We start from the raw sequence: 14,035 nt of genomic DNA, 5'->3' as shown, positions 1-14,035 counted from the left end.
TGCATATATAGGATGAAGCAGTTGAAGGAGCTTATGGTTTTGAAAGAATGAGAAAAGAGGAGTAAAATTAAGCAAAATAGAGATAATATTTAATGTATTCGTTTACATTTAGATGATGTATGGTTTACAGAGGATTTCCTATATGTTATATTATCAGAATATTAAGAATTAAAAGGAGATGGTCAATATGACAACTTACAAAAAGGATGTTAAAGCCAATCAATGCCCATATTGTAAAGGAAATGGATATTTCCAATTACGTCTTGGTGGTTCTGAAACGTGTTCGTGTTGTGCAGGTTCTGGAAGGAAAAAGTAGACTCTGAAGGTTCTTTTCGTAAATAATTCGAAAAGAACCTTTTTTGTTGGCATTAATGAGTAATATGGACGATCCCTTAAGCTTCTTATGTGCTTCAACATGTTACAGTCCGTTGAACAACTCACATGGATATTGAAAGGAACATACCAATCATGTAAACTGTTGAAAGGAACGCATGGAGGGAACAATTCAATGGACGGTAATTTTACACTTGTAACGGTTATGTTATCCGTATTAATATTTCTAGTAATGTTTTTTGGGATTGGTTTTTTACTCAATATGTTACTTCGCATGACATGGTTAATGGCAATTGTTTATCCAATAGTCGTTATCTTGATTATCGATGAAGTGGATTTTTTCGAGTATTTCACAGCGCCTGTTATGGCATTTCAAGCACTTGGGGAAAAATTAATGGCACTTCATTTCGCGGATATTTTAGTTTTATCTAGTGGCTTGGTTGGTGCGATCATTGCAGGAATTGTCATCAAAATGTTACGTAAAAATGGATATCAAATGTTTTAACAGAAAAGCAGTGGAGCTCTCAAAGGAGATCCACTGCTTCTTTTATACGAGAAATACATAAATGATTATGGAAATGAAAATTCCTGTTAAAGCGCCCATAAAAACCTCGCTCGGTTTGTGTCCAAGTAGTGTTTTCAGCTCTTCAATCTTTTCTTCATCTTTTTTATGTGCCCATTCTTTAGATTGATTAACAAAAATCTGAAAGTCAATACGCATTTGGTTAATAATGATTGCCTGCTGACCTGCCTGGAAACGAACTCCTGAAGCATCAAACATAACGATGATTGCAAAAATGGCGGATACAGCGAATAAAGGTGAACCGAGACCGGTTTCAAAAGCAACCGCTGTTGTCAAAGCTGTTACAGCTGCTGAATGAGAACTTGGCATACCACCGGTTGAAGTGAAAAGTTTCCAATCGACTTTCTTGGTTACTAAATAGGTGATTGGGATTTTTACGAATTGAGCAAATATGATTCCGAATAAGGCTGCGAGGAGTGGAATATTTGTAAGAATGTCCATAGTGGTCCACCCTTTCGTGTTGAATTGTTTAGTAAAGTATACCACATCTATAGGGCTCTAAAACGCGTAATCTTAGCTGATGACAGATAATTCGAAAAGCGTAACATATTCGTATATAATAGAAGTCGAATGTAAATAGATGGAGGGGTTTTCTGTGAGAGTAGATGTTGCAGGTATTAATTTTAATGATGTACAAACTGAAGTATTAATCGTAGGTACTTATAAACATCCTGAAAACACACAAGGATGGTCTGACTTTGTTTCTTTCTACGGTTCATCCTTAGAAAAATGGTTGAAATCTGGAGATGTCTCGACTGATCGCAAGAAACTGACTAAATTACCAACACTTCAAGATGGTAAACTTCTACGTGTTTTCTTTGTAGGACTTGGTGATCGTAAAACACTGAATCAAGATGATTTACGTGATATTTTTGGAACAGTCGGAAAAGAACTAGTTGCTTCCAAAACATCAAATGTCTCCATTTGGTTGGATTCGTTTATCAATGAGGATATCGAAATTGAAGATGCGGCTTACCTATCTGCAGAAGGCATCGGAATGGGACTTTATAAAGTGCCARATTACAAGACTTCTTCAAATGAAGTTGACGCATACCTAGACCATGTTGAATTGCTGACCAATTCGGATGAACAAGAAATTTTAGCTTACTTTGAAGTGGGACAAGTGTATGCAGAAGCAGTAAATGAAGCACGTACTCTCGTTAATATGCCTTCAAACGTTTTGACCGCTACGAAAATGGCAGATTACGCAAGAGAATTGGCAGAAACATATGATTTTGAATATGAAGAACTTGGAAAAGCGGAAATGGAAGAACTCGGTATGGGTGCGATTTTGGCTGTTAACCAAGGATCAACAGAAGAACCAAGATTAATGGTCATGAAATACCGTGCAAATGAAGAGTGGAACGATGTCGTAGGCCTAGTAGGGAAAGGGATTACTTACGATACAGGTGGTTATTCCATTAAACCTAAGGATGGCTTAGTAGGCATGAAAGGTGACATGGGGGGTGCTGCAGCTGTTTTAGGTGCAATGCGTATAATCGGGGAAACACGCCCAAATAAAAACGTCATTGCAGTCATTGCCTCAACGGATAATATGATTTCAGGTAATGCGTTCAAACCTGATGATGTTATTACTTCTTTAAGTGGGAAAACGATTGAAATCCTGAATACGGATGCTGAAGGACGCCTTGTTTTAGCGGACTCCGTCACATATGCAAAACAACAAGGAGCTAACTACATTGTAGATGTTGCAACGTTGACAGGTGGAGTAATTATCGCACTGGGGAAAGATAAAACTGGTGCATTGACAAACGACGAAACATTCTTTGAAACATTCTTGGAAGCTACTGTTGAAACAGGTGAGTTTGTATGGCGTTTGCCATTAACTGAAAGTGACAAGAAACGAATTCGCAAAAGTGATGTAGCCGATTTAAACAATTCACCGGGACGCGACGGCCACATGATTTTCGGGGGAGGATTTGTTGGTGAATTCGTTGAAAATACCCCTTGGATCCATTTGGATATCGCAGGTACATCAGATGCAAGTGCTGCTCACGATCTAGGACCAAAAGGTGGAACTGGTGCGATGGTTCGTTCCTTAGCGACCCTTATTGAACGGATGAGCTTGGAAAATACAGAAGAAAATTCTTAATATAGTGCTCTAAGAAGTAAATTAAGAAAGCATAATATTCTATAGAAAAGTGGCCAATTTTTATAAACTGGTCGCTTTTTTTGTGAATTGGAGTAGTGCATAGTTGGAAAAGTGAAAATTCACTCGTTCCTTCACTGCTAGTTTTGGGCAGGACAGATTAGACCAAAAGCTATTTGGACCTAATCGAAGCAGAATATCATTGTTAAAGGTCTTAATATTAGAAAGAACCTGATTTTATTTGGAGTTCTAGCTAATAGGCTATGTACATATGTCACACTTTCTTTTTCTCATACGTTAGGAAAGAGAGGAGAGGACATATGAATCGCAGGCATTTTGGTGGAGGATTTGGAGGATTTGGCAGGGGTTTTGGAGGGCTAGGCTTTTTTGGAGGTCCATTTTTAGGAGGTTTGGCAGGAAGTTTGCTTGGTCAATCACTCTTTAATCAACCTTATTATCAACCTTATCCGTATTACCAATACCCATATCAATATCCATATTATCCATACTATCCATATTATCCATACGGCTATTAAAAAAACGCTTTTGCTGTCCCAAAAGGGGAGGAGCAAAAGCGTTTTATTATTACCTTGTGTTTTATAAATTTCTTATTGTCTGCTCAAAGCGCTAGCCTGCGAACCAAAGTATTGGGGCGGAATGGCGCCTTTCAGGGCGCTTTAAGCGTTTCTTTGTTCATGTTTTTTTCTTCGTTCAGCTACAACTGGAGCCAATTCATCTTTCACTGATTTATCCCAGAGTTTAACTCCTGATAAATAGGCAGAGCGGCCGATGACATGTCCACCAACTGGACCTGTGATAAATAAAAAAACAATGCCTAGCAGTATACGTGTATTAATATGGCCTTCAATTAACCAAAAGTGGAGGAATACACCTAGCAGGATGAACATAACCCCGAGCGTAGCGCTTTTGGAAGCAGCATGTGTACGGGAATAAACATCAGGTAGGCGAATCAAGCCAATTGCGGTGACAAGAATGAAAATTACCCCAAAAACAACACTAGATACGATAAGAATATTAGCGATGATCGTTATCACGTTGGATAATCTCTCCTTTCTCTAAAAACTTAGAGAAAGCCACAGTGCCTATAAATGCTAATATAGCGAGCAGCAAAATGATTTCAAGGAAAAAGCTGGTATCAACGAGAATAGAAAATATCCCTATCATTGAAATTAGTGCAACACCCAATGAATCCAGCGCTACAACTCTATCAGGAACAGTAGGACCGACAATTAATCTATAGATGAAAGCCAACATGGACAGGCTAATCAGTACGACTATGACCCAAAAGAATACCATCATTAGCGGCTCACCTCCTGTATGGCTTTTTCAAATGTGTTTTTAATCGAATCGATTGCTTCATCAGCATCATCATAATGCAATGCATGAATATATAAAATTTTGGAATCCTCAGATACGTCGATAACAAGGGTACCAGGTGTCAGAGTTATTAAGCTTGCCAAAAGCGTGATTTCCCAATCCTTTTCTAAAACAATAGGAAGTGCAAAAATTGCAGGTTTGATTGGCATCTTAGGTTGAATAATTAACAGCAAAACCTGAATATTAGCCATGATCAATTCTTTTAAAAATAGAATAATCAGTTTAATTACAGCCCACACGCGATTCATATAGAAACGTCCCGGAAAAAAACCCTTCATAATCCATAGCATGAGCATCCCTAATAAAAATCCGACGATAAACGTGGAAGCATTAAACGAGACGGATAAAAACATCCAAAGAAAGGCAATAAAAAAGTTTAGCATGATTTGAAAAGCCATCTTACGCACCCCCTAAAACAGCTTTTATATAGAGAGCGGGTTCTAGCATTACATTTGCAGCATCACTCATATAAGGAACCAACCACTCAGAGCCTACACCATATAAAACACTGATTCCTACTAAAATGACTGCAGGCATAAATAATCCGCGATAATGCTGTTTTGTAAGAGGTTGTATATGAGCCGGTTCACCCCAGAATGCATAAATGAAGATACGGACAACAGATAATAAAACAATTAAACTTGAAAGTAAAATCAAGATACTTCCCCACAAATTCCCTGCTTCAAATCCACCTTGTACAATAAGCAGTTTTCCTATAAATCCACTCAAAGGTGGTATACCGGCTAAGCTAAATGCCGCTATTAAGTAAGTCCATCCAAGCATCGGATAAGTTTTAATCAGTCCACCCATTTTTCTTAAATCAGATGTGCCAGTTATAGCAATGATGATACCAATTAATAAGAACAAAGCCCCTTTAATCAATATGTCATGAATCAAATAAAATACAGAGCCCATTAGAGACGCTTCGTTCATTTGGGATGCACCAAATAAAATGACTCCTACAGCAATAATTATGTTATATATGATGATTTTCTTTACATCAAAGTAAGCTAATGCACCAATACATCCGGCAATGATCGTCAGGATTGAAAGTATCATCAGCATTTCGTGTGTAAAACCTTGATCAAACGTGAAAAACAGAGTGTATGTACGCATGATGGCGTATACGCCTACTTTGGTCAGTAATGCCCCGAATAAGGCCAATACCGGAATTGGTGGTGCTGCATATGAGCTAGGCAACCAGAAGAAAAGCGGAAATATTGCACCTTTCAATCCAAATACAAGTAGGAATAATACGGCGATGACCGTGATGATTCCCGGTTGATCGATTTGTGCGATTTTCACTGAAATATCTGCCATATTCAAGGTGCCGATGACCGAATACAAATAAGCGACAGTGACAACGAATAAAGCAGATGAAATGACATTCACCAAAATGTACTTAATGGATTCTCGTAATTGTTCTTTTTCACCACCGAGTACAATTAACAAGTAGGAAGACATAAGTAATACTTCGAAAAATACGAACATGTTGAAAATGTCGCCTGTGGTAAATGCGCCATTCACACCCGTTAACATGAACAAAATTCCAGGGTAGTAGAAATAGGATTCTCGATCCTTTCCGATTGATGAAAAGCTATACCACACAACAAAAAGGGTAATCAATGTGGAAGACAGGACGAGCAAAACGGATAACATATCCGAAACCATTGTAATTCCAAATGGCGCAGGCCAGCTGCCGAGTGTTATGGCTTGAATACCGTCTGTTTTCACTTTAAAAAGAAGTACAAGAGATATCCCAAAGGTCAAGACAAGTGCAACAGAAGCGACTGCTCGTTGTGCAAGTATTTTCTTTGGAAAAAGCATTAAAATCATGGCAAAGAAAAAAGGAAGCAAGATGGGGAACAAAAGCAAATTAATCATGATCTTCAGTTCCTCTCATTAAATTCATATTATCAGTGCCTAATTCCTGATAAGCTCGGTATGCAAGTACCAAGAAAAATGCAGTCACACCGAAACTAATGACAATAGCAGTCAGGATAAGTGCTTGAGGCAAAGGATCTGCATAATCCGTCACGCCAGGAGAGACAACTGGAGGTGCGGAACCTTCAAGTCCACCCATGGTCAAAATCAGTAAATGCGCCCCGTGACTGAGTAAGCCGGTACCAATGATAATACGCAACAGACTTTTAGAGAGCATTAAATAAACTGCGGCCATAAATAGAAAACCGATGACAAAACACATGACAATTTCCATTAATCATCAGCTCCAATCGATTGAATTATGGTCATCGTAACACCGACGACTACTAAATATACACCTGTATCAAACAACATGGCCGTATGTAACGATTGTTTTCCCAACAAAGGAAGTTCGAAATAATCAAAGGCATGTGTAAAGAACGGAACATTGAAGAAAATAGATCCTGCAGCTGTGCTTAATGCCAATAGTAATCCGATTGAGGTCATTACTGTATAGTTGATCGGCAAAGCAGTAGTGACGGTTTTCAAATCAAAAGCAAGCAGTAGCAAAACGATACCACTTGCAGTCAATAAACCGCCTACAAACCCACCACCGGGTGTATAATGACCAGCAAAGAAGATGTGAATCGAAAAGAGAAAAATGATAAAGAAGATGATCTTTGTAGTTGTTTGTAAAATGACATCATTGGTCTTCAATTCGATTCACCTCTTTCTTTTTCGTCAGTCGCAATTTAATCATCGCAATAATTCCAAGGGACGCGATTGCGAGAACCGCAATTTCAAATAAAGTATCAAATCCACGATAGTCAACTAAAATTACATTTACAATATTTCCGCCACCGGCTTCTGTATAGACTGTTTTTTCATAATAAGATGAAATGGAACTAACAAGTTTTTGTGAATGGGCAGATAGTGCAACAATGGTAACAGTAACGCCTACCCCGATTGCAACCAGTGCATTGCCCAGTCGGAATTTCATCCGGTTTTCGTGTCGATTTAATTTTGGTAAATGATAAAATGCCAATAGGAAAAGGGCAACGGAAACCGTTTCGATTACCAATTGGGTTAGTGCCAGGTCTGGCGCATTAAAGATGACAAAGAATAGAGCAACAGAATAGCCTACTGCACCCAACGCTATGATGGAGGTCAGTCGGGACTTAGCCAACAAAATGGTCAATGTCCCAGCGATCAATACAAGGACGATAACCAATTCGTAAAAATGTATCGGTGCCACAGTGGCAAAACTGACCTCAAAAGCATCCTTAATGAAAACGGTACCAATTGTCAGGAGTACAATTCCCGTAAACATATACACCAAATATGAGCGTATGAAACCAGTCATATAAATTCTTGATAGACGGTTTGTCCCAACTTCACTTAAAAACATCATGAAGTCATACAGACGATTTAGTGTGAAACCTTGTGGGAATTTATTGTACAGTGGTTGCCATTTGGACAATGTTGCATAAAGGAGATAACCCAAAGCTACAATGCCAATTGTCATCCATAATTCAGCATTCGGCCCATGCCAAGCGGCGATGTGAATGCCTACATCTTCAGGGACAGAGTAAAGAAATGGTTGTATTGCCACGACAGCTGGTTTTACCAGAACGTCACCAATGAGATTAGGGATGAAGAATATAGCTACTACAAGTGACCCTAAAATAGCTGGTGAAATGAGCATACCAATAGGTGCTTCATGTGCTTGTTTTGGTAAAAGGTCCGGTTTGTGTTTCCCGGTAAACGTGCGGAATACAAAATAAAAGCTATACACAAATGTGAACACACTTGCAATCCAAGCAATAATTGGGAACAAAATTCCCCAAGTATCAAAAGCAAAAAAATCAAACTCTGGAATGGAGAGCATTCCAGAAAGGAACATCTCCTTACTCAAGAAACCGTTAAATGGAGGGAGACCAGCCATTGAAAAACTTCCAATAAGAGCAATGGTGAAACTGATTGGCATTAAACTCATTAGGCCACCAAGTTTTCGAATATCTCGTGTACCCGTCTCATGGTCGACGATGCCCGCAATCATGAACAGACTGCCTTTAAATGTGGCGTGATTCACTAAATGGAAAATGGCCGCAAAAGCAGCATATTTAAAGATGGAATTATCATCTTCAATTCCTGTGTGGAATGAAATCGCTCCTGCTCCAAGTAAAGACATAATCAGTCCGAGTTGGCTTACTGTGGAGAATGCCAAAATGCCTTTTAAGTCTGTTTGTTTCAAAGCGAAGAATGAACCCCATAACAATGTTAATAATCCTATTCCAATCACAAGCCAAATCCACCATTCAGAACTTGCGTAAATCGGCGTGAAACGAGCAACTAAATAAAGGCCAGCTTTAACCATTGTGGCTGAGTGTAAGTAAGCACTGACGGGAGTTGGGGCTTCCATTGCATCCGGTAACCAAATGTAGAATGGAAACTGTGCAGACTTGGTAAAAGCACCAAGTAATACGAGAATAAGCGACCATACAAACCATTCGTGATTAGCGAGTTCTGGAGCCGAAGCAATCAATTCTCTGATTGAGTAAGTGTCACCCATAATTGAGAGAAGAACGAAACCACCCAGCATCATCAATCCGCCAAATACGGTAATCATCATGGATTTTAATGCACCAAAGCGCGAACGATCTCGTTTATACCAATACCCAATTAATAAAAATGAAGAAATTGATGTCAATTCCCAGAAAAAGTACAAACTTATTAAATGATCTGATTGAACAACGCCCAGCATTGCTGTCATGAAAAGCAGCAAATAAACGTAGAAATTGTGTAATTGCTCACGTGTTTTATCCAAGTAGAAAATGGAGTAAAGCACAACCAATGTACCGATACCTGTAATGAGCAGAGAGAATAACAAACTCAAACCGTCTATGTATGATGTAACAGATATGTTCAAAGATGGGATCCAGTCAAAAGTGGATGTAAATGATTCTCCATTTTTAACCTTTGAGAGAAAGGTCGTATAAAGACCAAATAATATGGCTGGTACTGCTAAAACAAACCAACCGGTGTGAATGCCAGGAACTTTTTTATATAAAAAAGGAATCACTAGTGCGGCAAGCATTGGGATGAAAATAAGATAGACAAAAGACAAGTTAATCCTCCTTTTTTGAAAAATCACAAATTCTCACTATAAAGTCAATTATAACGTACATATGTAGTGTTTGCATGGGATACTCTTGCCAACTCAGTGAGTTTGCTCCTAACTTTACCACCAATGATAAATAGGAAGAAACGCCTTAAAAAATTCAAAAAAAAAAAAGCGTTCCTCATGATAGAGGAACGCTAAGCTTGGTGAAAAAAAGAATAATAATTAATAAAAAAGTATAAAAATTGAGTTCTTATTTGCACTCTATCGAAAAATTTTAGGGTCGGCTATTTCTTTCGCTTTCCGCGGACGAAACGCTAGCCTCCTCGGCTCAGCTGTCTATGACAGCTGAACCTGAGGGGTCTAACTTATTTCGTTTTTCCGCAGGAGTCTTCAGAAATAGCCGACCACCTTCCAACTTATATATTTTGCAGAGACAGCTTACAGAAGCAATTTCTTTTGATTGGAGTGGAGGAGGAGACTGAAGCCGTGCCCGCGAAACGCGTCCGCCGCAATGGAAATCAACATTTTCTTGCATAGGCTCTTTTTAAGTTATATTCACTCATATTTTTCTTTGTCTACAGTGAAGCATTCCTCATGATAGAGGAACGCTAAGCTTGTTGATGAGCTTCTTCATTGAGTAACACCTTTTCAAAATCTTGTTCTGGTTTTTTCCGTGTCGATGTCAAAACTAAGTAAGATACAAGGAATAATGCGCCTGTCACGAAAAAGACAGAAGATATCCCTATATATCCACTAACCAGTCCTCCGAACATCGGACCGATTATATTCCCAAAAAACCGGAAACTCGTATTGTATCCCATCATTTCACCTTGAATCTCTATTGGTGATTCACGTCTGACGAGAGCAGTAGTAATTGGAACCAGTCCACCTACGGCAATCCCGAATAATAGACGCAACCCAATCAATTGCCAAAGTTCAGTTACAAAAGCCTGAGGAATGATAAACAGGAAAGCTAGTATAAGCAACATGCTTAACACTTTCTCATAACCGATTGAATCCCCCAGTTGCCCCCATTTACGAGCAAATAATAAGTTTCCGATTCCTGCGGCACTAAACGTGATGCCCGCAAGTAATGCTACATTTGTAGAATCGGATAAACCTGATACGTAAAGTGAAAGAAGCGGCTGGATGCTGAAGTTTCCAATTTGAATTAATGCAGTGATGATCATGACATTAAGCACCAGTCTATGATGAATGATGCCTGACATTACGGTTTTTCTTGAGTAAACATGTGCATTGACTGTAGCAATTTTTTTCGTTTCGCTTATGCCAAACATAACCAGAATGGCTGCAAAAGCTATTACTGCAGAAGTAATGACAAATGTGTACTGAAAACCGAATGAATCAGCAAGTAATCCACCAAGAACAGGACCGAATAACGTACCAGAAACACTTCCCATTTGAAGAGTTCCAAGTGTTTTCCCTGCTACTTCTTTGGCTGTATGCGAACTGATGAAAGCCAATGAGGTTGGAATAAATCCGGTCACTACTCCCATGAACAATCGTAATAGGAAGAAAGCTTCCACTGAGTGTACAAACCCCATGAGTAGAATGCTAATAGATATACCAAATCCCGTAATGATTAAAATCGGCTTATAACCGAATCGATCTGCGATGCGCCCCCATATTGGTGACATGAGGAAGGCTGAGACGAAGGTGATGCCGAAAACAAATCCAGCCCATTTTTGTACGTATGCATCCGAAAAGTTTCCCATTGTGTCTATATAAAGTGACAGGAAAGGCATAATCATTGTTGCGGTTCCTGCAACTAAAAAATTTGAGATCCAGATAATATAGAAATTTCTTTTTTGATTGGCCAATTAATCTCCCTCTTTCAATTTTTGAACATTTTAGTGTCCCTTATTGATTAATTGTATAACATTTCGCTTTACGAAGGAAGTGGTGCGACTTATTTACTGAAATTGTTAACAGAATATGATAGACTAATTTAGGGTGAAATGAACATGAAAAAACGAGGATGGCTGTTATTAATTAGTTTGATTGTCCTGTTAGCAGGATGCGGCACAAATGAAAGTGTCGAACAAGAAAAGACAGAAAAACCAAAAAAAGAAACGCAACAAACTACTACAACAACTGAAGGAGAGAGTGCAATGTATCCACAATTATCAACAGAAGTTGCTTCAAACGAAGCATTAGTCGTAATGAACACAACTATGGGTGCGATTAAAATTAAACTTTTCCCTGAAATCGCTCCTAAAACAGTAGAAAACTTTATTACTCATGCCGAAAATGGATATTATGATGGCATCATTTTCCACCGAATTATTTCTGATTTCATGATTCAAGGTGGCGATCCTACTGGAACTGGTATGGGTGGAGAAAGCATTTACGGACCTAAATTTGAAGATGAGTTCTCGGATAAAGCATTTAACTTACGTGGTGCATTATCAATGGCCAATGCTGGTCCTGGAACAAACGGAAGTCAATTCTTTATCGTTCAAAAAAGCGATATGGACTCAAGCATGTTGAGCCAAATGAAAAAAGCGGGATACCCTGAAGAAATCGTTGAAGCATATGCAACTAATGGTGGTACACCTTGGTTAGATAACAAACACACAGTTTTTGGACAAGTTATTGAAGGTATGGATGTTGTGGACGCGATGACTAAGGTTAAAAGGAATTCAAGCGACAAACCACTTGAAGACATCAAAATCGAATCAATCGAAGTTCTTCAAAAATAAGTTAGGAAGTGATCCAAATGAATGTATGGATTTTCAACTTTCTATACTTTCCAGAAGATAAGTCTGCCTATATCCCAGCGGCCTTTCAATTCTTGATTTTTGCAATCATTTGCGTCCTCACTTTTCGATGGATTATTAAGCTTTCAAAAAAACAAGAACTAAAGACGAAGGAATTAGAAGAACGTATTTTACGTGAAMGTCAATCAGAAAATCAAAAAGAACAACAATAAATAAAAGGCTAAACCAATTCAATTGGTTTAGCCTTTTTCTTATTGATATTGCTATGTGTTAACTTTCATGTGATACCAACAAGTATGTGATTTTCATACTAGTTGGCTCATGCAGAACGTGCGACCAGCGCAAAATGTACGTTAAAAAACAAACGGTTTTAACAGAGTAATTAAATTTAGTTTAAGTTAAAGCCTTTATAAAACGGTCAACCCCATCATTAAGAATCGAGCGAGGACAAGCGACATTCATTCTGAAGAAGCCTGTTCCGGCTTGTCCATATTTAGAACCAGGTTCCAAAGCAAGCTTTCCTTTGGTCAACAGTAAATTCATGATCTCTTTTTCAGATAGACCGGTATCGCGAGTATCGATCCATAACAGGTATGTTCCATTCGGCTTAGCAATTTTCACGGCAGGAACAGCTTTGGTTATTTCAGCAATGGCATAGTCCATATGTGAAGAAAAGACAGTCAGCAATTCTTCTAACCAAGGTTCACCATGTTCGTAAGCGGCTGTTAAAGCAGTTGCCGCAAATGGACTCAATTCCATTTGGCCATGAGCAAGCGCGTTTTCTTTTAGTTTTTCCCGTTTCTCTTCGTCTGTCACAATCATGACGGCAGCTTGTATACCAGCCAAGTTAAAGGTTTTTGTGGGAGCAACACAAGTAATAATGCGATGTTCTTCACCATTTGCAACTGTAACAAGTGGGATATGTCGATGTGGAGCAAAAACCAGGTCACTATGTATTTCATCAGATAAAATCAAGGTATCATATTTAGCACACAACCGAACGATTTCTTCTAAAGTTTCTTTTGACCACACCATACCACCAGGATTGTGGGGATTACATAAAATGTAAAGTTTCACGCCTTGAGCCAACTGGTTTTCAAAACTATCCAAATCAAATTCATAAACGCCATTTTTTTCAATTAGGAAATTCTCAACAAGTTGTCTTCCTTGTTTTTCGGGAATTGAGAAAAACGGGGGATAGACAGGAGATGAGATCAGGATGCTGTCTCCTTTTTTAGTGAATGTTTCAATTACTGTCGCTATGGCAGGAACTACACCGTGATGAAAAAGCATCCATTCACTTTGTGTTTGCCATCCGTGGCGTTGAAGCAACCAATTTTGCACGGCAGTTCTACATCCTTCACACATGTAGGAGTAGCCAAAGACCGGGTGTTTGAGTCGATCTTGAAGTGCATCAATGACGGCTTGAGGAGCTGCAAAATCCATGTCTGCTACCCACATTGGCAAAATATCCGAAGCATCTTCAATCCCATATATTATCTCCATTAAATCCCATTTCACTGAGCGAGTACTGCGTCTATCGATTACTTGTTCAAACGAAGTCAAAGCAATTCCTTCTTTCCTTTTTTTATTAATATGTTATCATAGCTTTTATTAAAGAAAAGTAAATAGGTGAAAAATGATGGAAAATATTGAAATGAATCGCAAGGCAGTAAAATTGCTTCAGTTATGGGATCCTTTCAAAATGGGTACTGATGCATATGATACAGAAACAGCTGATGTAGTGGCGGCCCTTCAAGGAATCGACCATCCAACTGAACTGGCAAAACGCATACAAGAAGTTTATGAACATTCATATGAAC

Annotated in this window: 17 protein-coding genes; 7 read left to right on the top strand and 10 right to left on the bottom strand. The window is 38.7% G+C overall.

From position 1 onward, the window contains the following. Nucleotides 1–187 precede the first annotated feature (187 nt). Entirely contained in the window at nt 188–316 is a 129-nt protein-coding gene (locus AC1DSL_RS12770; RefSeq protein ID WP_016428999.1) for a YuiA family protein, read from the top strand. 192 nt (nt 317–508) lie between these two features. Then, nucleotides 509–838: a YuiB family protein gene (locus AC1DSL_RS12765; protein ID WP_016428998.1), complete on the top strand. Its 330-nt coding sequence runs from the start codon at nt 509–511 to the stop codon at nt 836–838. A 42-nt stretch (nt 839–880) separates the two neighbouring features. On the opposite strand, the gene AC1DSL_RS12760 is transcribed toward AC1DSL_RS12765, so the two are convergent. Continuing rightward, nucleotides 881–1,357 carry a divergent PAP2 family protein gene (locus AC1DSL_RS12760; protein ID WP_016428997.1) on the bottom strand — a complete coding sequence of 159 codons (477 nt, stop codon included), beginning with the start codon at nt 1,355–1,357 and terminating at the stop codon, nt 881–883. 154 nt (nt 1,358–1,511) lie between these two features. Here AC1DSL_RS12760 and AC1DSL_RS12755 point away from each other — a divergent pair, with 154 nt between their 5' ends. Beyond that, nucleotides 1,512–3,029, top strand: coding sequence for a leucyl aminopeptidase (locus tag AC1DSL_RS12755; RefSeq protein ID WP_477532455.1), 1,518 nt, complete (start codon nt 1,512–1,514; stop codon nt 3,027–3,029). Between the two features lie 317 nt (nt 3,030–3,346). Further along, a complete protein-coding gene (locus AC1DSL_RS12750; RefSeq protein ID WP_016428995.1) occupies nt 3,347–3,562 on the top strand; it encodes a hypothetical protein in 216 nt (71 codons plus the stop codon). Between the two features lie 141 nt (nt 3,563–3,703). Here the strand turns inward: AC1DSL_RS12750 and mnhG are convergent, their stop codons facing one another. From mnhG to AC1DSL_RS12710, 8 genes are all read right to left on the bottom strand, one after another. Next, nucleotides 3,704–4,081, bottom strand: a complete 378-nt coding sequence (gene mnhG, locus AC1DSL_RS12745) for a monovalent cation/H(+) antiporter subunit G (protein WP_477532454.1) — start codon at nt 4,079–4,081, stop codon at nt 3,704–3,706. After that, on the bottom strand, nt 4,062–4,346 hold the full coding sequence (locus tag AC1DSL_RS12740; protein WP_016428993.1) for a Na(+)/H(+) antiporter subunit F1: 285 nt from the start codon (nt 4,344–4,346) through the stop codon (nt 4,062–4,064). Before AC1DSL_RS12740 ends, mnhG begins: the two co-directional genes overlap by 20 nt. After that, nucleotides 4,346–4,822 (bottom strand): Na+/H+ antiporter subunit E, encoded by a 477-nt coding sequence (locus AC1DSL_RS12735; protein WP_477532453.1) that lies wholly within the window; start codon nt 4,820–4,822, stop codon nt 4,346–4,348. The genes AC1DSL_RS12740 and AC1DSL_RS12735 overlap by 1 nt, the downstream gene beginning before the upstream one ends. A gap of 1 nt (nt 4,823) precedes the next feature. Next, nucleotides 4,824–6,308, bottom strand: a complete 1,485-nt coding sequence (locus tag AC1DSL_RS12730; RefSeq protein WP_477532452.1) for a Na+/H+ antiporter subunit D — start codon at nt 6,306–6,308, stop codon at nt 4,824–4,826. Continuing rightward, nucleotides 6,301–6,642 carry a Na(+)/H(+) antiporter subunit C gene (locus AC1DSL_RS12725; RefSeq protein ID WP_477532451.1) on the bottom strand — a complete coding sequence of 114 codons (342 nt, stop codon included), beginning with the start codon at nt 6,640–6,642 and terminating at the stop codon, nt 6,301–6,303. The genes AC1DSL_RS12730 and AC1DSL_RS12725 overlap by 8 nt, the downstream gene beginning before the upstream one ends. Beyond that, on the bottom strand, nt 6,642–7,064 hold the full coding sequence (locus AC1DSL_RS12720; RefSeq protein ID WP_477532450.1) for a Na(+)/H(+) antiporter subunit B: 423 nt from the start codon (nt 7,062–7,064) through the stop codon (nt 6,642–6,644). Before AC1DSL_RS12720 ends, AC1DSL_RS12725 begins: the two co-directional genes overlap by 1 nt. Next, entirely contained in the window at nt 7,051–9,474 is a 2,424-nt protein-coding gene (locus tag AC1DSL_RS12715) for a Na+/H+ antiporter subunit A (RefSeq protein ID WP_477532449.1), read from the bottom strand. Before AC1DSL_RS12715 ends, AC1DSL_RS12720 begins: the two co-directional genes overlap by 14 nt. Before the next feature lie 605 nt (nt 9,475–10,079). Further along, nucleotides 10,080–11,312 carry an MFS transporter gene (locus AC1DSL_RS12710; RefSeq protein ID WP_477532448.1) on the bottom strand — a complete coding sequence of 411 codons (1,233 nt, stop codon included), beginning with the start codon at nt 11,310–11,312 and terminating at the stop codon, nt 10,080–10,082. Nucleotides 11,313–11,456: 144 nt separating this feature from the next. Here AC1DSL_RS12710 and AC1DSL_RS12705 point away from each other — a divergent pair, with 144 nt between their 5' ends. Together AC1DSL_RS12705 and AC1DSL_RS12700 are read left to right on the top strand one after the other, a co-directional pair. After that, nucleotides 11,457–12,194: a peptidylprolyl isomerase gene (locus tag AC1DSL_RS12705; protein WP_231391156.1), complete on the top strand. Its 738-nt coding sequence runs from the start codon at nt 11,457–11,459 to the stop codon at nt 12,192–12,194. A gap of 17 nt (nt 12,195–12,211) precedes the next feature. Beyond that, nucleotides 12,212–12,424 (top strand): hypothetical protein, encoded by a 213-nt coding sequence (locus tag AC1DSL_RS12700; protein ID WP_477532447.1) that lies wholly within the window; start codon nt 12,212–12,214, stop codon nt 12,422–12,424. A 181-nt stretch (nt 12,425–12,605) separates the two neighbouring features. Here AC1DSL_RS12700 and AC1DSL_RS12695 read toward each other — a convergent pair whose 3' ends face one another. Beyond that, nucleotides 12,606–13,778 carry a MalY/PatB family protein gene (locus tag AC1DSL_RS12695; protein ID WP_477532446.1) on the bottom strand — a complete coding sequence of 391 codons (1,173 nt, stop codon included), beginning with the start codon at nt 13,776–13,778 and terminating at the stop codon, nt 12,606–12,608. A gap of 76 nt (nt 13,779–13,854) precedes the next feature. Between AC1DSL_RS12695 and AC1DSL_RS12690 the strand changes: the two genes are divergently transcribed. Beyond that, nucleotides 13,855–14,035 (top strand): DUF1871 family protein (locus AC1DSL_RS12690; protein WP_477532445.1); only part of this gene is annotated, 181 nt, incomplete at its 3' end.

It is taken from the genome of Paenisporosarcina sp. P4_D4 (genome assembly GCF_056401835.1).
The sequence above is the reverse complement of the archived record's forward strand: the minus strand, read 5'-3'. Positions and strand labels throughout refer to the sequence as shown.